This is a genomic window from Tabrizicola sp., assembly GCF_016793705.1.
Lineage (GTDB): Bacteria > Pseudomonadota > Alphaproteobacteria > Rhodobacterales > Rhodobacteraceae > Tabrizicola.
On sequence record NZ_JAEULO010000025.1, the window covers coordinates 76,154 to 99,946 of the forward strand.

A 23,793-nucleotide genomic window follows, 5' to 3' on the forward strand; every position below is an offset into this window, starting at 1 on the left:
GACGCCCGCGTCCAAGACATTGATTTCAAATCATTCTGAAATCCGCACGCGCGTGGACAGCCTCAAGGCATCACCTCGAACCGATCCACATCGACCATCCCCATGTCGGTGATCTTCAGATGAGGGATCACCGGCAGCGCCAGGAAGGCGAGCTGCAGGAAGGGCTCCTCCAGCACCACCCCCAGCGACCGCGCCGCAGCCCGGAGCCTGACCAACTCCTCCCGCACCGCCTCGAAGGGCGCGAGGCTCATCAGTCCCGCCACCGGCAGCGGCAGCTCCGCCAGCACCCGCCCGCCCTCGACCACCACGAACCCGCCCTCGATCTCCATCAGCCTGTTCGCCGCCAGCGCCATGTCCCCGTAATCCGCCCCTACGACCGCGATATTGTGGTGGTCATGACAGACGGTCGAGCCGATGGCCCCGCGCTGCAACCCGAACCCCTTGACGAACCCCGTCGCCCGGTTGCCGTTCACACCGTGCCGCTCGATCACCGCGATCTTCACCAGGTCGCGGGGCAGGTCCGGCTTCTTGTCGCCATCCTGCGGCGCGATGTCGAAGGTCAGGTGTTCGGTGATGATCTTGCCCGGCAGGATGCCGATCACCGGCGTCTCCACCCGGTTGCCCCCGGTGCGGAAATCCCCCGCCTCCACCCGCGGTGCCTTCACCGACCGCCGTGCCACCGGCTCGGTCGTGGCCCGCGCCGCGAAGGCCGAATCGTCGGCCACCACGCCTCCCGCCAGCACCAGCGAGGCATGGCAGCCCTCCAGCGAGTCGATCACCGCGATATCCGCCCGCTTGCCGGGTGCGATCAACCCGCGGTCCTTCAGTCCGAAGGCCTCCGCCGCCGACAGCGAAGCCGCCCGGTAGACCGCCAGCGGCGGGGCGCCCAGTTCGATGGCGGTGCGGATCATGTAGTCCAGATGCCCGTGCTCGCCGATGTCCAAGGGGTTGCGGTCGTCGGTGCAGAGGCAAAGATAGGGCGCGAACCTTTCCGTCAGCAGCCCCGCCAGAGCGTGCAGGTCTTTCGAGACCGACCCCTCGCGGATCAGCACCCGCATCCCCTTGCGCAGCTTCTCCAGCCCCTCGTCGTAGCTGGTCGCCTCATGTTCGGTGCGGATGCCCGCCGAGATATAGCCGTTGAGGTCGTTCCCGCGCAGCAGGGGGGCATGGCCGTCGATATGGCGGCCCCGGAACGCCTCCAGCTTCTCCAGACAGCCCGCGTCCTTCATCAGCACGCCAGGATAGTTCATGAACTCGGCCAGCCCGATCACCTTCGGGTGGTCCATGAACGGCACCAAGTCGGCGGCGGAGAGCCGCGCGCCGGTCGTCTCCATATGGGTCGAGGGCACGCAGGAGGACAGCTGCACCCGCAGGTCCATCACCAGTTGCGATGCGGACTCGAGAAAATACCGGATGCCGGTCATCCCGCAGACATTTGCAATCTCATGCGGGTCGCAGATCGCCGTCGTCACCCCGCGCGGCGTGACGCAGCGGTCGAACTCGTGCGGCGTCACCAGCGAGCTTTCCACATGCAGATGCGTGTCGATGAACCCCGGCACCAGCACGCGGCCCGAGACGTCGATCTCGCGCCGTCCCGCATAGTTTCCGAACACGCCCACGATGGTATCGCCGCAGATCGCCACATCCGTTTCCACCAGATCGCCGGTGATCAGGTCGAAGACCCGGCCCCCCTTCAGAACCAGATCGGCGGGCTTGAGACCCCGGCCCTGATCGATTCTGTCGCCAAGCGGCGCTTTCGGCATGGCATTCTCCTTTCCGATCAGGGAACCTGAAACCTCATGCGGCGTCTAGTGGCCGTGACCATTGCGGAACCTTCCATGCGCCCCCTTCGTGGCATCGCCTTCAAGCTTGCCTCCGTGCTGGTCTTCATCGTCATGGCCTCGATGATCAAGGCGACGGCCGATCATGTCCCGGCGGGGCAGACGGTGTTTTTCCGATCCTTCTTCGCGATCCCGGTGATCTTCGTCTGGCTGGCGGTCCGGCGCGAGTTGCCGGGCGGGCTGAAGACGACGAACCCTTTCGGCCATTTCTGGCGCGGGCTGATGGGCACCCTGGCGATGGGGTTCGGCTTTGCGGGGCTTGGCTACCTGCCGCTGCCGGAAGTCACCGCCATCGGCTATGCCGCGCCGATCCTGACGGTGGTTTTCGCCGCGATGTTCCTGGGCGAGGAGGTCCGCCTCTTCCGCATCAGCGCCGTGGCGATGGGCATGGTGGGGGTGATGATCGTGGTCTACCCGCGCCTCACGGTGCTCTCGGGCGATGCGGCAGGTTATCTGGAGGCGTTCGGCGCGATGGTCGTGCTGGGCGGCGCGGTCTTCGCCTCGCTGGCGCAGGTCTTCGTGCGGCGGCTGGTCAACACCGAACCGACGGCGGCAATCGTCTTCTACTTCTCGCTTACCGCAACGGCGCTGTCGCTGGTGACGGTTCCCTTCGGCTGGGTCTGGCCCACGCCGGGCGAGACGGCGATCCTCGTCGGTGCGGGGCTTCTGGGCGGTGTCGGGCAGATCCTCCTCACCTCCAGCTACCGCGAGGCGGATGCCTCGCTGGTCGCGCCCTTCGACTATGCCTCGATGATCTTTGCCCTCGGGATCGGCTATTTCGTCTTTGCCGAAGTGCCGACCCTGCCGATGCTGGCCGGCGCCGCGCTGATCGTAACGGCGGGGATCCTGATCATCTGGCGCGAGCGGCAGCTGGGGCTGGAACGTGCAAGGCAACGCAAGGCGATGACGCCGCAGGGGTAGCCTCCTCGTTCGACTTCGTCTTCTCGTCGGTGGTCCTTCAGCGAGGAGCAGCCGAAGGCGCGCGACGAGCCCTTGCCTCAAAGTCCCAGCCGGTCCAGCACCCAGACGCCCATCGCCTGTACCATGTCGTCCCGCCAGGACAGCGGCCCGGGCCGGTAGAGTGCGGACCCGAGCGCGCGCTGCTGCTTCTCCAGGATGCCCACGTCTTCCTTGGCGACCCTCTCCCAGCGGTCGTAATAGGGTTCGGCGCGGGCGGCGAAGTCCGGCAGCGACAGCCGGTCCTCGGGGAAGCAGCCGCCGACTTCCAGGATGGTGCGGTTCTCGCTGACGGGAATGGTGTTCAGCCACCACAGGCAATCCTGCGCCACGGCGAATTGCACGGTGGGGAAGACGACAGTGAAATAGGTCCCGAGCTTCGCGTCCTCGTCCAGCCCGTCGATCGGCGGGAAGGGCGGCTGGTCGCTGCCGAGCGTGGCGATCGACCGCCCCGAGATCACCTGGATGGCGATCCAGTCACCTTTCGTTGCGGGCGTGCGGGACTGCTGCGCCCCCACGGTGTCGCGGTGGACGATGCCGGTGTGATAGGTCTCGACCGCGTTTTCGAGGATGAGCTTCCAGTTGCAGGCCACGTCCAGCGTCACGCTCCAGGTGCAGCGCATGGCCCCAAGCTTGTGGCTGGCCATCCTTTCGGGAAAGTCGCCCAGATGCTCGCGCAAGGAAGGCCCATCCCTGGCGAAGCGGGCGAAGACGAAGCCCTCCCAGTCGCCCAGGTCCAGCGCGACGAGGCCGTTCTCGACCTTGTCGAAACCCTCGGCGTCCTTCATGTCCGGGCAGCCGTAGAGGCGGCCGTCGTTCAGGTAGCTCCAGGCGTGATAAGGGCAGGTGATCTTGCCGCCCACATTGCCCTTGCCTTCCAGAAGGATCGAACCGCGGTGGCGGCAATAGTTGGCGAAACAGCGCAAGCCGCCGTCATTGCCCCGGATCAGCACGATAGGCCCGCCGGGACTGTCGAAGGCACGGTAGTCGCCGGGGTCCGGCAATTCCTCGGCGCGGGTCAGGTAGAACCAGTGCTTCAGGAAGACCTGCTCGCGTTCGGCCTTGAAGATCGCCGGGTCGGTGTAGAACCCGGCGGGCATGGAGCGGGCGCGGTTCAGGGGCCGGGTCGCGGCGTCGAGGTCGGTGCGGTCAAGGCTCATCGGTTCCCCCGGTCGGTGGCTCGGCTGACGGCAGTCTGGTGTCAGGGTCAGGGTCTGACAACCCCCGGCGCAAATGGCCCGTGCAAAGGCGGCGCAGGGGGCCTAGGCTGCGGCACGGCCACCATGGCCGGGCAGGGAGGGACGGTCATGGCCAAGGGCATGAACAAGCGCAAGGAAACCAAGAAGCCGAAGAAGGAAACCGGGAAGGCTGCGGTCAAGGTGGCCTCGACCAATGCCAAGGTCACGATCCCGGCGGCCAAGCCGAAGGAGTGACGGAGGAAGAGGTCAGAACACTTCCTTCACCGCCTCCATCGCCACATAGGTCGAGGTCGAGGCGACATGCGGTAGTGCGCTGATCACCTCGCCCAGCACGCGGCGGTAGGACTGGATGTCGGCGGTGCGGACCTTGAGGAGGTAGTCGAAGCTTGAGGCCATCATGTGGCATTGCTCGACCTCGGGAACCGTCAGCACGGCCTTGTTGAAGGCGGTCAGCGCCGCCTCGCGCGTGTCCGAGAGCCGCACCTCGACGAAGGCGACATGCGCCTGTCCCATGCGGATCGGGTCGAGGATCGCGCGGTAGCCGGTGATGATGCCCGCCTCCTCCAGCCGCTTCATCCGCGCTTGCGTTGGCGATTTCGACAGGCCGATCCGGCGGGCGAGTTCCACGGCGGCGATCCGGCCTTCGGTCTGCAGGACGCGCAGGATGGCGAGGTCGAAACGGTCCAGATCGGCGCGGTCGGAAGGCATCGTATTTTTCCCGTTTTATCCATCTTTCGCCTGAGTATCATGAAATCTTCAGGAAAACAGCCTTGTGATTTGGATATATGCTAGGCGGAAAGCGAGGTGCCCGAATGACCGCCCAATCGACCCTGTCCGCCCTGTCGATCATCCAGACCGGAAGCCTGACCGACGAGACCGCGCTGGTGCAGCGCCTTGTGGCCGAGGCTGCACTCGACGCACCCGCCCGGTCCGCCATCGTGGCACGGGGGGCGGACCTCGTGAAGCGCATCCGCGCCAGTTCCCGGCCTGGCCTGATGGAGGTCTTCCTTGCCGAATACGGCCTGTCGACCGACGAGGGCATCGCGCTGATGTGCCTTGCCGAGGCGCTGCTGCGGGTGCCGGACGCCGAGACGATGGATGCTCTGATCGAGGACAAGATCGCACCAAGCGACTGGGGGCGGCATCTGGGGAAGTCGGCGTCCTCGCTGGTGAACGCCTCGACCTGGGCCTTGATGCTGACCGGCAAGGTACTGGACGACCGCGAGGGCGGCATCGTCGGCACGCTGCGGGGTGCGGTCAAGCGGCTGGGCGAGCCGGTGATCCGCACCGCTGTCTCCCGCGCGATGAAGGAGATGGGCCGCAACTTCGTCCTGGGAGAGACCATCGACAAGGCGATGGACCGGGCGGAGGAGTTGGAAGCGCGCGGCTATACCTACAGCTACGACATGCTGGGCGAGGCGGCGCGGACCGAGGCCGACGCGCGGCGCTACCACCTGAGCTACTCCCGCGCGATCACGGCGATTGCCCGGGCGGCGAAGGGCAACGACATCCGCACCAATCCGGGCATCTCGGTCAAGCTTTCCGCTCTGCATCCGCGCTATGAGGTGGCGAAGCGTGAGCGGGTGATGGAGGAGCTGGTCCCCCGCGTCCGTGCCCTTGCCACCTTGGCGAAAGCGGCGGGCCTGGGCTTCAACATCGACGCCGAGGAGGCCGACCGTCTGGCCCTGTCGCTGGAGGTGATCGAGGCCACCCTTTCCGACCCGGCGCTGAAGGGCTGGGACGGGTTCGGTGTGGTGGTGCAGGCCTATGGCCGCCGGGCAGGGGCGGTGATCGACTGGCTGCACGCTTTGGCGGAGCGGCTGGACCGCAAGATCATGATCCGGCTGGTCAAGGGCGCCTATTGGGACGCCGAGGTGAAACGGGCGCAGGTGCTGGGGCTGGCAAGCTTCCCGGTCTTCACCCGCAAGCAATCGACCGATGTCAGCTACATCGCCAATGCGCGGAAGCTCTTGGCCCTGACCGACCGCATCTATCCGCAGTTCGCCACCCACAATGCCCATACCGTCGCCGCGATCCTGCACATGGCCGGGGCGCAGGGGCTGACCCCAATGGACTACGAATTCCAGCGGTTGCACGGGATGGGCGAGCGGCTGCATGACATCGTGCTGACCGACAAGGGCACCCGCTGCCGCATCTACGCGCCTGTTGGGGCGCACCGCGACCTCTTGGCCTATCTTGTCCGCCGTCTGCTGGAGAACGGCGCGAATTCCAGCTTCGTCAACCAGATCGTCGATGAGGACGTGGCCCCGGAAGTGGTCGCCGCCTGCCCGCTGACGGCGGTGGAGGCGCTGGCGGCGATCCCCAGCCCCGCGTTGGCGACCGGCCCCGCGCTGTTCGCGCCCCGGCGGAACTCCAAGGGGTTCGACCTGACCGATGCGGCCGACCTTGCGGCAATCGAGAGCGCCCGCGCGCCCTTCCTGCAGGCGCAGATCGAGGCCGCGCCGCGTCTGGCGGGCCGGGTTGTCGGCGGGCCGCAGCTGGCCGTCGTGAACCCCGCCAAAGGGGCACTGGTGGGTCATGTAACGACAGCGGGCCTGCCGGATGTGGACACCGCTTTGCGCCTCGCCGAGCCTTGGTCCGCCGCCCCGCAGGAACGTGCGACGGTGCTGAACCGCGCCGCCGACCGGATGGAGGACGATTTCGGCCGCATCTTCGCGCTGCTCGCCCGCGAGGCGGGCAAGACGCTCGCCGACGCCGTGGCCGAATTGCGCGAGGCGGTGGACTTCCTGCGCTACTATGCCTCGCAGTCAGCCCAGCCCCACCCGGCGCGCGGCACCTTCGCCTGCATCAGCCCCTGGAACTTCCCGCTGGCGATCTTCTGCGGCCAGATCGGTGCCGCCTTGGCCGCCGGGAATGCCGTGCTGGCGAAACCCGCCGAACAGACCCCGTTGATCGCCACGCTGGCGGTGGATCACCTGCTGGCTGCGGGCGTCCCGCCGACCGCCCTGCAGCTCTTGCCGGGCGACGGCAGCATCGGCGCGGCGCTGACCCGCGATGCGCGGGTGGATGGCGTGGCCTTCACCGGCTCCACCGAAACCGCGCAGGCGATCCGGCGCAGTATGGCCGACCATCTGGACCCGACCGCCCCGCTGATCGCCGAAACCGGCGGCCTGAATGCCATGCTGGTCGATTCGACCGCCCTGCCGGAACAGGCGGTGCGGGACATCATCGCCTCCTCCTTCCAGTCGGCGGGCCAGCGGTGCAGCGCGCTCCGCTGCCTCTATGTGCAGGAGGACGTGGCCCACACCGTCACCGAAATGCTTTTCGGCGCGATGGAGGACATGGCGCTGGGCGATCCCTGGCAGCTTGCCACCGACATCGGCCCGGTGATCGACGCCGAGGCGCAGGCCGGAATCCGCGCCTATGTCGACGCCGCCCGCGCCGAGGGTCGTGTCCTGAAAGACCTGAAAGCGCCGGGGCAGGGGACCTTCATCGCCCCGACCGTCCTGAAGGTGGAAGGCATCCAGGACATGCCGCGCGAGATCTTCGGCCCGGTCCTGCACGTTGCCACCTTCAAGGCGTCGGAGATCGCCACCGTCATCGCCACGATCAACGCCACCGGCTACGGGCTGACCTTCGGCCTGCATTCCCGCATCGACGACCGGGTGCAAAGCATCGTCGAGGGGCTGCATGTCGGCAACACCTACGTCAACCGCAATCAGATCGGCGCGGTGGTGGGGTCGCAGCCCTTCGGCGGTGAGGGGCTGTCGGGCACCGGGCCAAAGGCGGGCGGCCCGCATTACCTGACCCGCTTCACCCGCGCCGAAACCCCGGCGGCCAAGCCCGATGATGCCGCGACCGGTGCTGCGGATGTCGCCAAGGCGCTCTCCGCCCCTTGGCCCGCCACCGCCGCGATCGCCGAGAACATGCCCGGGCCGACCGGCGAATCGAACCGCCTGACGCTGACCCCCCGCGCGCCGCTGCTCTGCCTCGGCCCCGGCCGGGCGACGGCGCTGCAACAGGCGGAAGCCATCCGCAAGCTTGGCGGCCACGCGGTCGAGGCCCCCGGCCTTGCCCCGGATGCGCTGGCAACACTGCAAGGCTTCTCCGGCGCCCTCTGGTGGGGCGAGGCCGAGGCGGGCCGCCCCTACGCGCAGGCGCTGGCGAAACGGCAAGGCCCGATCCTGCCGCTGATCGCCGCACCCGATGCGGGCCACGCGCATCTGGAACGCCATCTCTGCATCGACACCACCGCCTCGGGCGGCAACGCGCAGCTTCTGGCCGCCGCTGCCGATGCTTGACGCCCCATCGCGGATCGGAAAGGCTGCGGCCCATGTTTCCGATCCGCGATCACAACCCCTCGGGGCAGACCCCATACGTCACCATCGCGCTTATCGCGATCAACATCCTCGTCTTCCTGGGCTATTTCACCACGCTGTCGGAATGGGAGTTGCAAGACTTCTTCATGACCTGGGGCCTGATCCCCGCGCGCTTCATGTCGGGCGAGGGGTACGAGACACTGATCACCTCGATGTTCCTGCATGGCGGCTGGATGCACCTGGGCGGCAACATGCTGTTTCTGTGGATCTTTGGCGACAACCTTGAAGAAGAGATGGGTCATGTCGGCTTCCTGATCTTCTACCTGGCCTGCGGCGCGGCCGCCGGTCTGGGGCAGGTGCTGCCGGACCCTGGCTCGCTGATTCCGATGGTCGGCGCCTCGGGCGCGATTGGCGGGGTGATGGGGGGGTATCTCCTGATGTTCCCCAGGGCCAAGGTCGACGTCCTGTTCATTTTCGTCATCTTCTTCCGCATCTTCGCGATCCCTGCCTGGATCGTCCTTGGCATCTGGCTGGCCATCCAGATCTTCTCGGGCGTGGCCACCCCCAGCGATGCGGGCGGGGTCGCCCACTGGGCCCATGTCGGCGGCTTCGTCGGGGGCCTTGTCCTGACCTTGCCCGTCTGGCTGCGCCGGGGAGCCGGTGGCTATTGGCAGGCGACCCAAGGCCACCCCCCGCACCCGGAAACCCGGTTCGAGGCCTCGCGCTCCAACATCCCGCTCGTCCGCCGCCGTCGCTGATCCACCACTTTGCGCAATGCCCGACCGGGAGTAGCATCGCGGCCCTGGGGGGTTCCGCAATGCTCAGGCTTGCCTGTCTGGTCCTCTGCCTTGCCGCACCGGCCCGGGCCGATTGCCGCCTGGCGCTGGCGCTGGCGGTCGACGTCTCACGGTCCATCGACGCGCAGGATTATGTCATCCAGACCGACGGCCTCGCCGGGGCCTTGCAGGACCGAGAGGTCCGCGCCGCGATCTTCGGCCCCGAGGGAAAGGTCGCACTGGCAATCTACTACTGGTCGGGGCGTGGCTATCAGGACCTCGTCCAGCCCTGGGTGATCCTCGACAGCCCCGAGGCGCTGGACGCGGCCATCTGGGAAATCCGCCGCACCCCGCGCCCCGAAGCGCCGCTGGCCACCGCGTTGGGCGATGCGCTCAGCTATGGCCTTGAGCTGATGTCCGGTGCTCCCGTCTGCGAGCGCAGGGTGATCGACGTGGCGGGCGACGGACGGAACAACGACGGCATCTCGGTCGCCCGCACCTATGAGCGCGAGGATTTCACCGGGATCACCGTCAACGGCCTCGCCGTGGGCGAGCACGAGGCCGGTATCACGGATTACTACGCAGAGGAGGTGATCCGCGGCCCCGGCGCCTTTGTCGAGGTCGCTCCCCGGCAAACCGACTACCCCGAGGTGATCCGCCGCAAGCTGCTGCGTGAGCTGGAGGGACCGATGATCGGCCTTCTCCCGTCGCGAGACCCGACCGAGGGCTGACCCAAACCCGCCAAGATTAAGGAAAACCCGACCGGATTTTCGCCGGTTTTCCGTTGACTACTGTACACAAGCGGGAATGCTGCCCGTGATTGATGAACACATTCGGAGGTTTCCATGCGCCGCCATTTTGCCGCGCTTCTGCTGGGCCTGATGCTGCTGCCGGGGGCTGCGCTCGCGGAACGGATCGTCGCCCATGTCTCGATCACCTCGCAGGAGATGAAGGTCTACCACGAGGGTCGGCTGCTCTACACCTGGCCGGTCTCGACCGCCAAGCGGGGCAGCGTCACGCCCCCCGGAACCTACGAGCCCGAGTTCCTGTCGCGCCACCACCGCTCGCGTCGCTACAACAACGCGCCGATGCCCTTCGCCATCTTCTACGACGGCAACTACGCCATCCACGGCACCGACCAGATCAAGCGGTTGGGCAAGCCCGCGAGCCACGGCTGCGTCCGGCTCGACCCGAAGAACGCGAAGATCCTGTTCGAGATGGTCAAGCTCGAGGGGATGGAGAACACCCGCGTCGTGATCGTGCAGTAGGCCGCCCCCTTCCTTTCCGCGCCCCGACCCGCTATAGCGCCGGGCTTGAAATGCTGCGGGAGCGGACAATGCAGGGCTCGGCCAACCTCAACCTGATGATCAAGGCCGCGCGCAAGGCGGGCCGCAGCCTCGTGAAGGACTTCCGCGAGGTGGAGAACCTTCAGGTCTCGACCAAGGGGCCGGGCGACTTCGTGTCGAAGGCCGACCGCGAGGCCGAGCGGTTGATCAAGGAGGAACTGCTCGGCGGCCGTCCGACCTATGGCTGGATTGGCGAGGAAACCGGCGTCCAGGCCGGGGCCGACCCGACGCGGCGCTGGCTCGTCGATCCGCTGGACGGGACCACCAACTTCCTGCACGGCATGCCGCACTGGGCCGTGTCGATCGCGCTGGAGCACAAGGGCGAGATCGTCTCGGCGGTGGTCTACGACCCGGCCAAGGACGAGATGTTCTGGGCCGAGAAGGGTGCCGGGTGCTGGCTGAACGACAACCGCCGCCTGCGCGTCTCTGGGCGGCGGGCCATGCATGAGGCCGTGTTCGCGACCGGCGTACCCTTCGGTGCCAAGCTGACCCTGCCCGCGATGCTGAAGGACCTCGGTCGCCTGATGCCCGCCTGTGCCGGGGTTCGCCGCTGGGGCGCCGCCTCGCTCGACCTCGCCTATGTCGCGGCTGGCCGCTTCGATGGCTATTGGGAGCGCGAGCTTTCGGCCTGGGACATCGCTGCCGGGATCTTGCTGGTGAAGGAAGCCGGTGGCCTGGTCGAAGGCCTGCGGGAAGGAACCGACCCACTCGACGGCGCGCTGATCGCCGCGAACGAGGGGCTCTTCAAGGCGATGGCCGACACGATCCGCGCCTGACGCATCCCCGATTTCTTCGAAGAAATCGGACCGGCGTTTTCAAGAACTCCGGCGCCCGGTGCGATCACTCGCGCTGCAGTTTCACCGGCTCCGACCGCGCCAGCCGCAGGAAATGCGCGATATAGGGTTTGGCCGCATCCTCCTCCCGCGTCGCTGCATACATCCGCTTTGTCACCACCTCGGGTCCCAGGGGGCGCGTGATGTAGTCGGCATTCGTCTTCACCTCGCGCATCACCCAGTCGGGCAGCACCGCCACGCCCCGGTTCGAGCCGACCAGCATCAGGATCACCGCCGTCAGTTCCGCCGTCCGCTGCGCGCGGGGCTCCACCTTGGCCGGGGTCAGCACCTCGGTGAAGATGTCCAGCTTGTCCCGGCTCACCGGATAGGTGATCAGCACCTGGTCGCGGAAATCCTCGGCCGTGATGAAGTCTTTCTTGGCGAGTGGGTTCTGGGCCGATCCGACAAAGGTCGGGTGATAGTCGAACAGCGGGTTGAACACGATCCCCGGAGGCGGCTCCCGGTCGGAACTGATCACCAGATCCACATCCTCGCGGTTCAGCGCGGGCAGCGCCTCGAATGCCAGCCCCGCCCGGATATCCACGTCGATCTCGGGCCAGGCGTGGCGGAACATCTCCAAGACCGGGAACAGCCAGTCGAAACAGGCGTGGCACTCGATGGCGATGTGCAACCGCCCCGTCCGCCCCGCCCGTAGCGCGCGGAACTCCTCCTCCATCGCGTCAATCTCGGGCAGGATGCGCTCTGCCGCCCGTAGCATCCGGACCCCCGCCGCAGACAGTCGCATCGGTTTCGACCGCCGCACGAACAGCTCCATCCCCGCCTGTGCCTCCAGCCCCGCAACCTGATGCGACAGGGCTGATTGCGTCATGTTCAGCACGTCCGCCGCCCGGGCCAAGCCCCCGGCCTGCTGGATCGCCCGGATCGTCCGCAGGTGGCGCAGCTCGATGTACATGAATGAACCTCATCAAGATGGTGAGAATTATGAATTGGTCTCACATCATGGAATCGGCGACAAGGGGCCATCGAAGGAGAGACCCATGCCCACGCCCCGCATCAGCTTTGAATTCTTCCCGCCTCAGTCGCTGGACGCCTCGTTCCGCCTGTGGGAGACGGTGCAGGTGCTGGCGCCGATGCAGCCGGACTTCGTCTCCGTCACCTATGGCGCGGGCGGCACCACGCGGACGCTGACGCATGAGGCGGTTTCCACCATCCACCGCAACTATGGTCTGAAAGTCGCGGCGCATCTGACCTGCGTCGATGCCACCCGGACCGAGACTTTGGCCATCGCCGAAGCCTATGCGGCTGTCGGCGTGACCGAGATCGTCGCCCTGCGCGGCGATGCCCCGAAAGGGGCGCAGCGCTTCGTTCCGCATCCGCTGGGCTTCGCCAACTCGGTCGAGCTGGTGGAGAAACTGGCCCGCACCGGCAAGTTCAAGATTCGCGTGGGCGCCTATCCCGAACCGCACCCCGATGCCGCCGACAGCAGCGCCGACGTGACCTGGCTCAAGCGCAAGATCGACGCAGGCGCATCCAGCGCCATCACCCAGTTCTTCTTCGACGCCGACACCTTCTTCCGCTTCCGAGATGCCTGCGTGAAGGCCGGGATCGACGCCCCGATCATCCCCGGCATCCTGCCGATCACCTCCTGGGAGGGCGCGAAGAAGTTCGCCCGCCGCTGCGGAACCTCGGTGTCGCACAAGCTGGACGAGGCCTTCACAATCGCCGCCCGCGACGGGCGCGAGGAGCTTCTGGCGCTTGCCCAATGCACCGCGCTTTGCGACCGGCTGCTGCAGGGCGGGGTTCAGGACCTGCACTTCTACACCCTGAACCGCCCGCATCTGACCCGTGAAGTGGTCCACGCGCTCGGCATCCTGCCCGAGGTCGTGCTGGAGAAGGTGGCCTGATTTCCGCCCTGCGGGGCAACCGATGTCTCCCTGGGCGGCTTTCCGGACTGTCCCCGACAGACCCCCGGAAGGCCGCCAATTTTTTTGCCCGTTGCCCGTGAGGGGATATCGGCTAATCTCCCGCGAACCCCAATCGCGGACTGTCCATGCCGAAACTTGTCACCCTTCTGAACGGCCCGAACCTGAACCTGCTTGGCCTGCGCCAGCCGGAAATCTACGGGCGCGAGACGCTGGACGATGTCTCGGCCCGGGTTGCCGATCTGGCAGAGGAACTGGGTCTGCGCGTGAAGGCGCAGCAATCGAACCACGAAGGCCAGCTGGTCGACTGGATTCACGAGGCGCGCGGCGCATCGGCCGCCATCATCATCAACCCCGGCGCCTATTCGCATACCTCCATCGCGATCCTCGACGCCCTCAACGCCTATGACGGCCCGGTGATCGAGGTCCACATCTCCAACATCCACAAGCGCGAGGCGTTCCGGCACCACTCCCACGTCTCTGCCCGCGCCGACGGCGTCATCGCGGGCTGCGGGACCGAGGGCTACCTCCTGGCCCTGCGCCGGATCGCCTCGCTCCTCAAGGCATGAGCGAACGCTTCCGCTGGCATCCCGAAGCCCGGCTCTACGACAGCGCGGGGGGGGAGGTGATGGGGCCAGCCTCCGCCTCAGCAGGACGCCATCCCCGCGCCGCCGCTTCTTGTCAGACCACGCCGCTCCTGGAACCGGTGTCCGCCGAAACGTCCATCGGTGTCCTCCTGCCCGACACCCCCCAGGGCCTCGCCGCTGCCATCGGCCACCCCGCCTTCCGCATCGGCGCCCCCGACCAGCCGCCGCCCGCAGCGCATGGCCAGCCGGTCCTGGAGACCCTCACTTCCGGCTCCACCGGCCAGCCCCGCCGCATCTGCCGCACGCAAGCCTCCTGGACCGCCAGCTTTGCCGTCAACGCGGGGCTCGGCATCGGCCCCGGCGCACGCGTCGCCGTGCTTGGACGCCTGGTTCATTCGCTCTCGCTCTACGGGGCCATCGAGGGCCTGCATCTCGGTGCCGAAGTCCATCTCCTCGCCAACCTCCGTCCCGACCGCCAGCGCGCGGCCCTCGGCGACCGCCGCATCACCCATCTTTATGCCACGCCCGCCCAGTTGCGCCTGCTGACCGGGCCGCAAACACTCCCCGACCTCCGCCTGATCCTCACCGGCGGCTCCAAGCTCGACCCGGCCCTTCGCGCCGCCCTCGCCAGCCTCGCCCCAGAGGCCAAGGTCCGCGAGTTCTACGGCGCCGCAGAGACCAGCTTCATCACCCTGGCCGACGAAACGACCCCCGACACCTCCGTCGGTCGCCCCTATCCCGGCGTCGACCTCCATCTCGATCCGACCGGCGAGGTCTGGGTCCGCAGCCCCTATCTCTTCCTCGACTATGCCTTTCACATTTGCCCAAATATCCCCGCCGGAGGCACGCCCGAGCCGGTTGCGCGTCCTTCACGCGCAGAGGCGAGACAGGAGGCTTGCGCGCCAGCGCTCGAGTCCATTCCCTCGGCAACCCGCTGGCGCGACGGCTGGCTTTCGGTGGGCGAGATCGGCAGTCTGGAAAACGGCTTCCTCACCCTCAAGGGCCGCGCGGGCCGGATGGTCACGGTGGCCGACCAGAACGTCTTTCCCGAAGAGATCGAGGCCCTGCTGCACACCCTTCCCGGCGTCATCCGCGCCGCCGTGCTGCCGGTGCCCGACACGAAACGCGGCCACAGCCTGATCGCCGTGCTGCAAGGCGACCCTGCGCAGGAAGCCGCCATCCTTTCCGCCCTCCGTCGGACGCTCGGGCGGCTCAAATCCCCCAAATCCCTGGTCTGGCGTGAAGACTGGCCCATGCTCTCCTCCGGCAAGACCGACTTCAGGGCTCTGGAGGCGACACTTTGGCCCGTCTGATCGCCGCTCGCCGCACCGCTGTCGTGCCCCGGGGTGGCGCCTTCGCCCGGCTGTCGATCGAAGACCTCGCCGCTCCGGTCCTGCAAGCCTGCCTGACGGACGCCGGGATCGAGCCAGCACGGGTGGACGAGCTGATCCTGTCGAACGCCCTCGGGCTTGGCGGCAACCCCGCCCGCCGGGTCGCACTGGCCGCGGGCCTGCCCGAAACCGTCGCGGGCCTGACAACCGACCGGCAATGCGCGGGCGGGCTCGACGCCATCCTGCTGGCCAAGGCCCTGGTGGATTCCGGAGCCGCCGAAGTCGTCCTCGCCGGGGGGGTCGAAAGCTACTCCCGTCGCCCCCTGCGCCTGAGGACCGATCCCGACGGTGGCCCGCCCGTGCCCTATGAGCAGGCCCCTTTCACCCCCTGGCCCGACCGCGACCCCGACATGGCCGAGGCGGCGGAAACTCTCGCAGAGCGCCTTGGCATCGCCCGCGAAAGGCAAGAGGCCTGGGCCGCCCAAAGTCACGCCAAGGCGCTTGCCGCTGACTTGGCTGCCGAGATCGTCCCCGTGAACGGCGTCTCCCGCGACGCCTTTCCCCGCGTCCTCTCGCCCAAGCTGCTTGCCCGCGCCCCGGTCCTGGCCGGCCGCATCACCTCGGCAACTGCGGCGGTCGCGGCGGATGCCGCCGCTCTCTGCCTTGTCGTCTCCGACCGCATCGCAAGGGGCAGAGGGCTTTCCCTCCTTTCCGGAGCCACCCTCGGGGGCGCCCCCGATGAACCCGGCCTCGCCCCGGTCGTCGCGATCCGGCGCATGTGGCAGGGCGAGCCGCTGGCTCAGGCGGAGATCATGGAAGCCTATGCCGTGCAGGCCCTTGCCGTGATCGACAGGGCAGGGCTCGATCCGGCCCAGGTCAACCCCGAAGGCGGCGGGCTCGCGCGTGGCCATCCCATCGGCGCGTCGGGGGCGATCCTTGCCGTCAGGCTGTTCCACGGGATGCAAGGGGGCAGGGGCCTCGCCGCCATCGCGGCGGCGGGCGGTATCGGGACGGCGCTTCTGGTGGAACGCTCAAGTGGTGCGGGATAGGACGGCGCCGGGTCGCATCCGGGCAAGCTGGCCGGTCACCAGACCGGCCGCGCCGGCCTTCACCAGGTCCCCCGGCAGAAAAGCCAAGGCGCCCATGGCCGTCTCCTGCAAGGTGAACTCGTTCATATAGGCGGCCACCGGTATGCCAATTGCATAGAGCGCCATCATGCCGCCGCCGATCGAGGCAAGCGCAGCGGCTGCGCCAAGTGGCAGGCCCGTGAGCCGTTCGGTCAGCCAGCCGGTGACATAGGCCGCGACCGGGAAGCCGATCACATATCCGATCCGCGGCGTGTACAGGACTGTCCAGAGGTTCGCGCCGCCCGAAAGCAGTGGAAGACCCAGAGCGATCAGGCCAACGAACACCAGTACCGCAAGGGCGCCCCGGCGGGCGCCAAGGACGGTTCCGGCCAACATGACGCCAAAGGATTGAAGCGTGATGGGAACGCCCGCGACGAGATCGATCCGCGGCATGAAGCCCAAGGCCGCGATCAGGGCGGCAAAGAGCGCGACGTAGGCAATGGTGCGTTCCAACGGTATCTCCCTCGATGTCAGCCTGCTGCTAGACCGAAGCACTGCGGGCGCGCAAGGCCTCGGCGGACCTTTCGGCCTCGTCGAGGGCGGAAAGCGCAAGTGGCGTCAGAAGCCGGTGGCGCGGATTTCGAGCCGAGCGCGCCCGCCAAGCCAGGGCAAGATCGGCCGCGCGTTGGGAGAGGACGGGTATGAACCTCACCGCCATCGCCAGGGCCAAGGCGATGCGTTCGACCGGCAGGCCGAGACGCTCGAAGGGTCGAAAGAGTGTCGAGAACGTTGCAAGCAGCGCATCGAAACGCGTGGTCAAGAGCAAGAGCGTTGCCGCCGCGACCATGATCAGCATGCGCAGGATGACTGCCAACCCGACATCCGGCGTGCCGCGCAGGATGTGCCAGCCGCCGATCACGAGAATGAACGGCCAGAGGGGCCGCAGACGCAGGGGCAGGCGTGCGGCCTCGGCACGCCCCACAGGCAGAAAGGTCAGCCAGACCAAGGCAAGGGCCATGGCGAGCAGGGCCACATGCGAAAGCGCCCCGATCACCATGCCCAACCCCGCCACGAGGGCCAGTTTGACACCCGCGGGCCAACGGCTGTAGGGGCTTTCAACCGGCGAGGTCGGCGTCAGCATCTTGCGCTCCGATCAGGTCCATCTCGGCCGTGAAGGCGGGGACCACCTCGCCCGGGGGGCCGTCCGCGACGATCCGCCCCGCCTCCAGCCACAGCACCCTGTCGGCCCCGGCCAGCACCGCAGGGTCATGGGTGATCGTCACCAGCCGCTGCGGCAGGGCCGCGAAGCGCCGCGCGAGCCTTGCTTGCGTCGGCAGGTCCAGCCCGGCCAGCGGTTCATCCAGCAGGATCGTCCGCGGCTGCATCAGCAGCACCGTCATCAGGCACAAATAGTGTCGCTGCCCCTGGCTCAGCGTCGAGACAGGGACTTTCGCCCAGTGCGCCCGTCCTTCCGCCACGAGCAACGCCGCCACCCGTCCCGCGGCCTCTTCCGGCGTTAGCCCCTGCTGCACCAGACCGAAGGCCAGCTCTTCCTCGACCGTGGGAAACAGGATCTGGTGGTCGGGGTTCTGGAACAGGATTCCCAGCGCTGCCAAGGTTGCCTTCCGGTTGCGGAACGGGTCCACCCCGTCCACCCTCACCTGCCCGCGATCCGGTGCGATCAACCCGGCCATCAGCCTGAGGAGCGTTGTCTTGCCCGATCCGTTGCGGCCCAGCACACCGATCCGCGCCTCGGTCAGTCGCAGTGTCAAATCCTCAAGCACAGGCTTTCCGCCCAGCGTCACGCTGGCGAACTGAAGCTCGATGCCGTGGGAAAATTCGGACATGGACGGCCCCGGGGCGGATTGGCCGCCCTTCTAGCCGCTTCGCCCCCCGCACGAAAGGGGGCCACCTGCAGGGGGCGAGGCCCCGGCCTGCTCTGGCGGGCCGGGGCAGGCGAAATGTCAGGTGCAGTTGGCGATGTACTTGTTGCCGTACTGGTCGCGGTAGTAGCACTTGCCCGACTGCGGCGCCGGCCCGATCAGTTGCGAGGCGACGACGCCGACCGCAGCGCCCGCGATCGCGCCCTTGGTCCGGTCGGAATCCGACGATACCGCAGCCCCGACGGCCGCGCCGCCAAGCGCACCGATGGCCGCGTTCTGCTCGGACGGCGTGCAGGCCGCGATCGGCAGGGCCAGAAGAGGAAGGGCGAGGAGATAACGTTTCATGGGTCTGCTCCAGGTTATGAGTCTGCTGACGGACATTAGCTGTCTAACCTCCGGCACGGGACCGGCAAAAGACAGGATGGGCGGAAAACGACCGATCCTTCGCTGCGGCAACAACCCCGGACCGGCCGATCAGTTCCCTTGCGCTTACCCCTGCCGCGCCGCGGCCACCGAAGCTTCCAGAATGTCCATCGCCTCGGCAAAATGTGCGTCAGGGATGGTGATTGGCGCCAGGAAGCGGACAACGTTGCCGTAGACCCCGCAGGTCAGGAGCAAGAGCCCGCGCTTCAGAGCCTCGGTCCGCACCCGGCCGGTAAAGCCCGCATCGGGCTCTTTCGTCGCCGGATTGGCGAATTCCACCGCCACCATGAAGCCCGGCCCCCGGATATCGACGATCTCCGGCGCGGTCGCCCGGATCGCTTCCAGGCGTTGCTTCAGGCGTGAGCCCAGCTCGTTCGCCCGGGCGCAGAGGTCTTCCTCCTCAATCACGTCCAGAACGGCATTCGCCGCCGCGATACCCAGCGGGTTCCCGGCATAGGTGCCGCCCAGCCCGCCCGGATTGGCCGCATCCATCAGCTCGGCCTTGCCCGTCACCGCCGCCAACGGCAGGCCCCCGGCCAGCCCCTTGGCCATCGTCGTCAGATCGGCGGCCACCCCATGTTGCTCCATCGCGAACAGATGCCCGGTCCGCGCAAATCCCGTCTGCACCTCGTCGGCGATCATCACGATACCATGCTGGTCGCAAAGCGCACGGATCGCCTTCACCAGATCGGTCGGCGCCGGGTTGAAACCACCCTCTCCCTGCACGGGTTCAAAGATGATCGCGGCGACGCGGGCCGGGTCGAGGTCGGCCTTGAACAGCTTCTCGATCCCCGCCAGCGCATCCTTGGTCGAAATCCCCTGCGGCCCCATCGGGAAGGGCACATGGAACACCCCCGGCATCATCGACCCGAAGCCCTTCTTGTAGGGCTCGACCTTGCCGGTCAGCGCCATGCCCATGAAGGTCCGGCCATGGAAGCCGCCGCCGAAGGCGATCACCGCATCTCGGCCCGTGGCGATCCGGGCGATCTTGATCGCGTTCTCGCAGGCCTCGGCCCCGGTGGTCACGAAGATCGTCTTCTTCTTGAAATCGCCCGGCACCTTGTCGTTCAGCCGCTCGGCCAGACGGATGTAGTTCTCGTAGGGCATCACCTGGTGGCAGGTGTGGGTGAACTTGGTCATCTGGTTTGCCACTGCCGCCATGATCTTCGGGTGGCAATGCCCGGTGTTCACCACCGCGATCCCGGCGGCAAAGTCGATGTAGCGGTTCCCCTCGATATCCCAGACCTCGGAATTCAGCGCCTTGTCGGCGTAGATCTGCGTCATCATCCCCACCCCGCGCGAGATGGCTTCGTCGCGGCGCTTGGCTACTTCTGCGTTCAGCATGGTCGTGCTCCCTGATGGACCCCGGGCCATGAGGGGTCACGTTGCCGCCATTTGATCAAATATCCGTCCGGGGTGCAAGGTCGACGGGTGTTCAGACTTCGTTAACCCTCGCCGGTGCAGAGTGCATGGGCGAACGAGGTGAGGCAATCATGGCCGACGGGCAGCTTTCAACCCCCACACACCCCACACCCCGGACCGAGGATGACCGTCTCGACCGGCTCCGCCTCGTCCGCTCCCGCCGGGTGGGGGCCGTCACATTCCATCGCCTCATGGCCGAACACGGCTCCGCCCGCGCGGCGCTGGCGGCGTTGCCCTCCATCGCGAAGGCCGCCGGGGTGGACGAGTATGAGGTCTGCCCCCTGGGCGTCGTCCAGGCCGAACTGACGCGTGGCCGCGCCTTCGGCGCGCGGCTTCTGGTGCATGGTGAGGCCGACTTTCCCCGCACCCTGATGGAGATTGCCGACGCTCCTCCTGTTCTCTGGGCCGTGGGCGACATCGCCCTTCTGAACCGGCCCGCCGTCGGCATGGTCGGCGCTCGCAACGCCTCCTCCCTTGGGGTCCGCATGGCCCGCCGCCTGGGGGCCGGTGTGTCGGAGGCCGGGTTCACCGTCGTCTCCGGCCTCGCCCGCGGCATCGACACCGCCGCACATGAGGCCGCGCTGGAGGCCGAGGGGCGCACCATTGCCGTCATGGCCGGCGGGATCGACGTGATCTACCCGCCGGAGAACGTTGCCCTTGCCGCGGCCATCGACGCCAATGGCTGCCGGATCAGCGAACATCCCCCCGGCCTCGACCCGCAGGCCCGCCATTTCCCGCTGAGGAACCGCATTGTCGCGGGCCTTTCCCGCGCCGTGATCGTGGTCGAGGCCGCCGCGAAATCGGGCAGCCTGATCACCGCGAAAGCCGCGCTCGACTATGGCCGCGAGGTCATGTCGGTGCCCGGCCACCCCTTCGACGCCCGCGCCTCGGGCTGCAACATGCTGATCCGCGACGGTGCGGCTCTGGTTCGTGGGCCCCAGGACGTGCTGCAAGCCTTGGGCGCGACCGCCGAAGCATCGCCCGAACCCGATATGCGCCTGCCCCCGCTGCCCGGTCCCGCCGCCCCCCAGCGCCCGCTTAAAGAGGTGGCGCTCCTCCACTCGATGATCCTCGATCGTCTCGGCCCCAGCCCTCTCGCCGAAGACCAGTTGATGCGCGACCTTCACGTCACCCCCGCGCAGCTTGCCCCCGAGCTTCTGACGCTGGAGCTTGAGGGACGCATCAGTCGCCAACCCGGCGGATTGCTGGCCCGCGCAATGTAGATCGGGCTTCCCGCGCGACGATCGCGCACAGCGACTTGAGCCGACCCCCGGTTGACAGGCCCGAACTTCGCCCCCATGTTGCCGCGCCATTCGCAAGGGCCGGGAGTTTCAGGAAACATGCCAGTCGTCGTCGTGGAATCCCCTGCCAAGGCCAAGACAATCAACAAGTATCTCGGCCCTGACTTCACCGTCCTCGCCTCCTACGGCCATGTCCGCGACCTGCCGGCCAAGGACGGCTCGGTCGATCCGGACCACGGCTTCGACATGCTCTGGGAGGTGGCGCCCGAGTCGAAGAAACACGTCCGCGCCATCGCCGAGGCGCTGAAATCCGACGACACGCTGATCCTCGCCACCGACCCGGACCGCGAGGGCGAGGCGATCAGCTGGCACCTGAAGGAGGCCCTGCAAAGCAGCCTGAAAAAAGGGAAAAACGTCGCCCGCGTGACCTTCAACGCCATCACGAAAGACGCCGTGACCAAGGCGATGAAGGAACCGCGTGACATCGACACGCCCTTGGTCGAGGCCTATCTCGCCCGCCGCGCGCTGGACTATCTCGTCGGGTTCACCCTCTCTCCCGTCCTCTGGCGCAAGCTTCCCGGCGCAAAGTCGGCGGGCCGGGTGCAGTCGGTCTGCCTGCGGCTCATCGTCGAGCGCGAGATGGAGATCGAGGCGTTCAAGGCCCAGGAATACTGGACCGTCAAGGCCGTCTTCCGCACCCCCCGCGGGCAAGAGTTCGAGGCCGGGATGGTCACCCTCGGCGGCAAGAAGCTGGCCAAATTCGACATTCCCACCGCGACGGCCGCCGAGCTTGCGGTCGAGGCCGCGAAGCACCGCGATTTCAAGGTGATAGCGGTCGAATCGAAGCCTGCGACCCGTAACCCCTGGCCGCCCTTCATGACCTCGACCCTCCAGCAAGAGGCCTCCCGCAAATACGGCATGGGCGCCAAGCAATGCATGAACGCCGCGCAACGCCTGTATGAGGCGGGGCATATCACCTACATGCGGACCGACGGCATCGACATGGCCCCCGAAGCGGTGATGGCAGCGCGCGACGAGATCAAGCGCCGTTTCGGAGACGGCTACGTTCCGGATTCTCCCCGCATGTACAAGAACAAGGCGAAGAATGCTCAGGAAGCACATGAATGCATCCGACCGACCGACATGGCCCTTGGGCCGGAGAAGATCCGCGTCGAGGACGACCAGCGCAAGCTCTATGACCTGATCTGGAAGCGGACCATCGCGTCCCAGATGTCGGCCGCGCGGCTAGAACGGACGGCGGTCGACCTGGCCTCGCCGGATGGCCAGGTGGCGTTCCGTGCGAATGGGCAGGTGGTGCTGTTCGACGGCTATCTCAAGGTCTACGATCAGGGCCGCGACGACCGGCAAGAGGGCGAGGACGACGACGAAGGCCGCCTGCCGCAGGTGATGCAGGGCGAGGCGCTGGCCAAGGGCGCGATCACGCCGGACCAGCATTTCACCCAACCCCCGCCGCGCTATACCGAGGCCACTCTGGTCAAGCGGATGGAAGAACTGGGGATTGGCCGACCCTCCACCTATGCCTCGGTCCTGTCGACGATCGTCGACCGGGAATATGTCCGGAAGGACAAGAACCGCCTCTTCCCGGAAGACAAGGGGCGGCTCGTGACGGCCTTCCTGTCGAACTTCTTCCACCGCTACGTCGAATACGACTTCACCGCCGACCTCGAGACCGAGCTTGACGATGTCTCGGCCGGGGACCGCGACTACAAGGACGTGCTCGCCCGCTTCTGGCGCGACTTCTCGGCGGCGGTGGCAGAAACGGCGGACCTGCGGATCGGCGAGGTGCTGGAGAAGCTGGACGATTTCCTGGCGCCCCACCTGTATCCGGCCCGGGCCGACGGCGGCGATCCCCGCATCTGCCCGACCTGCGGGACCGGGCGGCTGCACCTGAAGACGGCGCGGTCGGGTGGGGCGTTCATCGGCTGCGGCAACTACCCGGAGTGCCGGTATACGCGGCCCCTCGCCGGGGATGCGGAGTCCGTCGCCTCGGACGGGCGGGTGCTGGGGCAGGACGAGAACGGGGTGGAGATTTCCCTGCGGGCGGGCCGCTTCGGGCCCTATGTCCAGCGCGGCGAGGCTTCGGAAGCGAACCCCAAACCCGACCGGGCCAGCCTGCCGAAGGGCTGGACGCCGGATGGCCTCACGCTGGAGCGGGCGCTGGCGCTGTTGTCGCTGCCGCGCGAGGTGGGCAGGCATCCGGAGGATGGCGTGCTGGTCGAGGCCGGGATCGGGCGGTTCGGGCCCTATGTGAAGCATGGGTCGGTCTATGCCAACATCCCGGAGGTGGAGGAGGTCTTCACCATCGGGATGAACCGTGCGGTCGAGGTGCTGGCCCAGAAAGCCCAGCGCGGGGCGGGGCGGGCGGCGCCCGCAGGGCCGTTGAAGGTGCTGGGGGCGCATCCGGACGGGGGCGAGGTCCAGGTGATGCCGGGCCGCTATGGGCCCTATGTGAAATGGGAAAAGGTGAATGCGACGCTGCCGAAGGGGGTGGAGCCGGAGGCGGTGACGCTGGAGGAGGCGCTGGTCCTGATCGCGGAGAAGGCCGGGAAAGCGGGAGGCCGGAAGAAGGCGGCTCCGAAGAAGGCGGGAACCTCGGCGAAGAAGGCGGCCCCGAAGAAAACGGCGGCGAAGAAGGCTCCGGCGAAGAAGAAGGCGGTCTCGGCGGAGTGAATGTCCACAGTGGACATTTCTGGAGTGTCCAAT

Annotated in this window: 22 protein-coding genes; 13 read left to right on the forward strand and 9 right to left on the reverse strand. The window is 67.4% G+C overall.

Annotated features, from left to right (window positions below):
- Positions 1-62: 62 nt before the first annotated feature.
- Positions 63-1,763, reverse strand: coding sequence for an adenine deaminase (gene ade / locus JNJ68_RS05565; protein WP_294979982.1), 1,701 nt, complete (start codon positions 1,761-1,763; stop codon positions 63-65).
- Positions 1,764-1,838: 75 nt separating this feature from the next.
- On the opposite strand from ade, the gene JNJ68_RS05570 reads away from it, so the two are divergent.
- On the forward strand, positions 1,839-2,762 hold the full coding sequence (locus JNJ68_RS05570; protein WP_294979984.1) for a DMT family transporter: 924 nt from the start codon (positions 1,839-1,841) through the stop codon (positions 2,760-2,762).
- A 77-nt stretch (positions 2,763-2,839) separates the two neighbouring features.
- Here JNJ68_RS05570 and JNJ68_RS05575 read toward each other — a convergent pair whose 3' ends face one another.
- A complete protein-coding gene (locus tag JNJ68_RS05575; protein ID WP_294979986.1) occupies positions 2,840-3,958 on the reverse strand; it encodes an aromatic ring-hydroxylating dioxygenase subunit alpha in 1,119 nt (372 codons plus the stop codon).
- A gap of 147 nt (positions 3,959-4,105) precedes the next feature.
- On the opposite strand from JNJ68_RS05575, the gene JNJ68_RS05580 reads away from it, so the two are divergent.
- Entirely contained in the window at positions 4,106-4,231 is a 126-nt protein-coding gene (locus JNJ68_RS05580) for a hypothetical protein (RefSeq protein WP_294979988.1), read from the forward strand.
- A 12-nt stretch (positions 4,232-4,243) separates the two neighbouring features.
- Here the strand turns inward: JNJ68_RS05580 and JNJ68_RS05585 are convergent, their stop codons facing one another.
- Positions 4,244-4,705 (reverse strand): Lrp/AsnC ligand binding domain-containing protein, encoded by a 462-nt coding sequence (locus JNJ68_RS05585; RefSeq protein WP_294979990.1) that lies wholly within the window; start codon positions 4,703-4,705, stop codon positions 4,244-4,246.
- A gap of 104 nt (positions 4,706-4,809) precedes the next feature.
- Between JNJ68_RS05585 and putA the strand changes: the two genes are divergently transcribed.
- The 5 genes from putA (at position 4,810) to JNJ68_RS05610 (ending at position 11,175) form a co-directional block, all read left to right on the forward strand.
- Entirely contained in the window at positions 4,810-8,259 is a 3,450-nt protein-coding gene (gene putA / locus JNJ68_RS05590; protein ID WP_294979992.1) for a bifunctional proline dehydrogenase/L-glutamate gamma-semialdehyde dehydrogenase PutA, read from the forward strand.
- A gap of 32 nt (positions 8,260-8,291) precedes the next feature.
- Positions 8,292-9,035 (forward strand): rhomboid family intramembrane serine protease, encoded by a 744-nt coding sequence (locus JNJ68_RS05595; protein ID WP_294979994.1) that lies wholly within the window; start codon positions 8,292-8,294, stop codon positions 9,033-9,035.
- 59 nt (positions 9,036-9,094) lie between these two features.
- Positions 9,095-9,784, forward strand: a complete 690-nt coding sequence (locus JNJ68_RS05600) for a DUF1194 domain-containing protein (RefSeq protein WP_294979996.1) — start codon at positions 9,095-9,097, stop codon at positions 9,782-9,784.
- 114 nt (positions 9,785-9,898) lie between these two features.
- Positions 9,899-10,321, forward strand: a complete 423-nt coding sequence (locus JNJ68_RS05605) for a L,D-transpeptidase (protein ID WP_294979997.1) — start codon at positions 9,899-9,901, stop codon at positions 10,319-10,321.
- Between the two features lie 68 nt (positions 10,322-10,389).
- On the forward strand, positions 10,390-11,175 hold the full coding sequence (locus tag JNJ68_RS05610) for an inositol monophosphatase family protein (RefSeq protein WP_294979998.1): 786 nt from the start codon (positions 10,390-10,392) through the stop codon (positions 11,173-11,175).
- Between the two features lie 64 nt (positions 11,176-11,239).
- Here the strand turns inward: JNJ68_RS05610 and JNJ68_RS05615 are convergent, their stop codons facing one another.
- Positions 11,240-12,145, reverse strand: a complete 906-nt coding sequence (locus JNJ68_RS05615) for a LysR family transcriptional regulator (protein WP_294980000.1) — start codon at positions 12,143-12,145, stop codon at positions 11,240-11,242.
- Between the two features lie 85 nt (positions 12,146-12,230).
- Between JNJ68_RS05615 and metF the strand changes: the two genes are divergently transcribed.
- The 4 genes from metF (at position 12,231) to JNJ68_RS05635 (ending at position 16,082) form a co-directional block, all read left to right on the forward strand.
- Entirely contained in the window at positions 12,231-13,097 is an 867-nt protein-coding gene (gene metF / locus JNJ68_RS05620) for a methylenetetrahydrofolate reductase [NAD(P)H] (protein ID WP_294980001.1), read from the forward strand.
- 146 nt (positions 13,098-13,243) lie between these two features.
- Positions 13,244-13,684 carry a type II 3-dehydroquinate dehydratase gene (gene aroQ, locus JNJ68_RS05625; RefSeq protein ID WP_294980003.1) on the forward strand — a complete coding sequence of 147 codons (441 nt, stop codon included), beginning with the start codon at positions 13,244-13,246 and terminating at the stop codon, positions 13,682-13,684.
- The gene (locus tag JNJ68_RS05630; RefSeq protein WP_294980005.1) at positions 13,681-15,015 is read left to right on the forward strand and encodes an AMP-binding protein; all 1,335 of its coding nucleotides are present in this window, start codon (positions 13,681-13,683) and stop codon (positions 15,013-15,015) included. The genes aroQ and JNJ68_RS05630 overlap by 4 nt, the downstream gene beginning before the upstream one ends.
- The gene (locus JNJ68_RS05635; RefSeq protein ID WP_294980007.1) at positions 15,003-16,082 is read left to right on the forward strand and encodes a thiolase family protein; all 1,080 of its coding nucleotides are present in this window, start codon (positions 15,003-15,005) and stop codon (positions 16,080-16,082) included. The genes JNJ68_RS05630 and JNJ68_RS05635 overlap by 13 nt, the downstream gene beginning before the upstream one ends.
- Here the strand turns inward: JNJ68_RS05635 and JNJ68_RS05640 are convergent.
- The 5 genes from JNJ68_RS05640 to JNJ68_RS05660 all read right to left on the reverse strand — a co-directional run bounded on the left by JNJ68_RS05640 (position 16,065) and on the right by JNJ68_RS05660 (position 19,750).
- Positions 16,065-16,613 (reverse strand): biotin transporter BioY, encoded by a 549-nt coding sequence (locus tag JNJ68_RS05640; protein ID WP_294980009.1) that lies wholly within the window; start codon positions 16,611-16,613, stop codon positions 16,065-16,067. The two genes, JNJ68_RS05635 and JNJ68_RS05640, sit on opposite strands and share 18 nt — an antisense overlap.
- 28 nt (positions 16,614-16,641) lie before the next feature.
- Positions 16,642-17,241: an energy-coupling factor transporter transmembrane component T gene (locus JNJ68_RS05645; protein ID WP_294980011.1), complete on the reverse strand. Its 600-nt coding sequence runs from the start codon at positions 17,239-17,241 to the stop codon at positions 16,642-16,644.
- A complete protein-coding gene (locus JNJ68_RS05650; protein ID WP_294980013.1) occupies positions 17,216-17,947 on the reverse strand; it encodes an ABC transporter ATP-binding protein in 732 nt (243 codons plus the stop codon). Before JNJ68_RS05650 ends, JNJ68_RS05645 begins: the two co-directional genes overlap by 26 nt.
- 117 nt (positions 17,948-18,064) lie before the next feature.
- On the reverse strand, positions 18,065-18,328 hold the full coding sequence (locus tag JNJ68_RS05655; RefSeq protein ID WP_294980015.1) for a YtxH domain-containing protein: 264 nt from the start codon (positions 18,326-18,328) through the stop codon (positions 18,065-18,067).
- 144 nt (positions 18,329-18,472) lie between these two features.
- Positions 18,473-19,750 (reverse strand): 4-aminobutyrate--2-oxoglutarate transaminase, encoded by a 1,278-nt coding sequence (locus JNJ68_RS05660; RefSeq protein WP_294980017.1) that lies wholly within the window; start codon positions 19,748-19,750, stop codon positions 18,473-18,475.
- A 149-nt stretch (positions 19,751-19,899) separates the two neighbouring features.
- On the opposite strand from JNJ68_RS05660, the gene dprA reads away from it, so the two are divergent.
- Positions 19,900-21,051 (forward strand): DNA-processing protein DprA, encoded by a 1,152-nt coding sequence (dprA, locus tag JNJ68_RS05665; protein WP_294980019.1) that lies wholly within the window; start codon positions 19,900-19,902, stop codon positions 21,049-21,051.
- A 117-nt stretch (positions 21,052-21,168) separates the two neighbouring features.
- Complete coding sequence (gene topA, locus JNJ68_RS05670; protein WP_294980021.1) at positions 21,169-23,760, forward strand: type I DNA topoisomerase; 2,592 nt, start codon at positions 21,169-21,171, stop codon at positions 23,758-23,760.
- Positions 23,761-23,793 lie beyond the last annotated feature (33 nt).

Coding starts and splice junctions, on each gene's coding strand:
- ade (WP_294979982.1), bottom strand. CDS start 1,763: ATGCCGAAAGCGCCGCTTGGCGACAGAATCGATCAGGGCCGGGGTCTC.
- JNJ68_RS05570 (WP_294979984.1), top strand. CDS start 1,839: ATGCGCCCCCTTCGTGGCATCGCCTTCAAGCTTGCCTCCGTGCTGGTC.
- JNJ68_RS05575 (WP_294979986.1), bottom strand. CDS start 3,958: ATGAGCCTTGACCGCACCGACCTCGACGCCGCGACCCGGCCCCTGAAC.
- JNJ68_RS05580 (WP_294979988.1), top strand. CDS start 4,106: ATGGCCAAGGGCATGAACAAGCGCAAGGAAACCAAGAAGCCGAAGAAG.
- JNJ68_RS05585 (WP_294979990.1), bottom strand. CDS start 4,705: ATGCCTTCCGACCGCGCCGATCTGGACCGTTTCGACCTCGCCATCCTG.
- putA (WP_294979992.1), top strand. CDS start 4,810: ATGACCGCCCAATCGACCCTGTCCGCCCTGTCGATCATCCAGACCGGA.
- JNJ68_RS05595 (WP_294979994.1), top strand. CDS start 8,292: ATGTTTCCGATCCGCGATCACAACCCCTCGGGGCAGACCCCATACGTC.
- JNJ68_RS05600 (WP_294979996.1), top strand. CDS start 9,095: ATGCTCAGGCTTGCCTGTCTGGTCCTCTGCCTTGCCGCACCGGCCCGG.
- JNJ68_RS05605 (WP_294979997.1), top strand. CDS start 9,899: ATGCGCCGCCATTTTGCCGCGCTTCTGCTGGGCCTGATGCTGCTGCCG.
- JNJ68_RS05610 (WP_294979998.1), top strand. CDS start 10,390: ATGCAGGGCTCGGCCAACCTCAACCTGATGATCAAGGCCGCGCGCAAG.
- JNJ68_RS05615 (WP_294980000.1), bottom strand. CDS start 12,145: ATGTACATCGAGCTGCGCCACCTGCGGACGATCCGGGCGATCCAGCAG.
- metF (WP_294980001.1), top strand. CDS start 12,231: ATGCCCACGCCCCGCATCAGCTTTGAATTCTTCCCGCCTCAGTCGCTG.
- aroQ (WP_294980003.1), top strand. CDS start 13,244: ATGCCGAAACTTGTCACCCTTCTGAACGGCCCGAACCTGAACCTGCTT.
- JNJ68_RS05630 (WP_294980005.1), top strand. CDS start 13,681: ATGAGCGAACGCTTCCGCTGGCATCCCGAAGCCCGGCTCTACGACAGC.
- JNJ68_RS05645 (WP_294980011.1), bottom strand. CDS start 17,241: ATGCTGACGCCGACCTCGCCGGTTGAAAGCCCCTACAGCCGTTGGCCC.
- JNJ68_RS05650 (WP_294980013.1), bottom strand. CDS start 17,947: ATGTCCGAATTTTCCCACGGCATCGAGCTTCAGTTCGCCAGCGTGACG.
- JNJ68_RS05655 (WP_294980015.1), bottom strand. CDS start 18,328: ATGAAACGTTATCTCCTCGCCCTTCCTCTTCTGGCCCTGCCGATCGCG.
- JNJ68_RS05660 (WP_294980017.1), bottom strand. CDS start 19,750: ATGCTGAACGCAGAAGTAGCCAAGCGCCGCGACGAAGCCATCTCGCGC.
- dprA (WP_294980019.1), top strand. CDS start 19,900: ATGGCCGACGGGCAGCTTTCAACCCCCACACACCCCACACCCCGGACC.
- topA (WP_294980021.1), top strand. CDS start 21,169: ATGCCAGTCGTCGTCGTGGAATCCCCTGCCAAGGCCAAGACAATCAAC.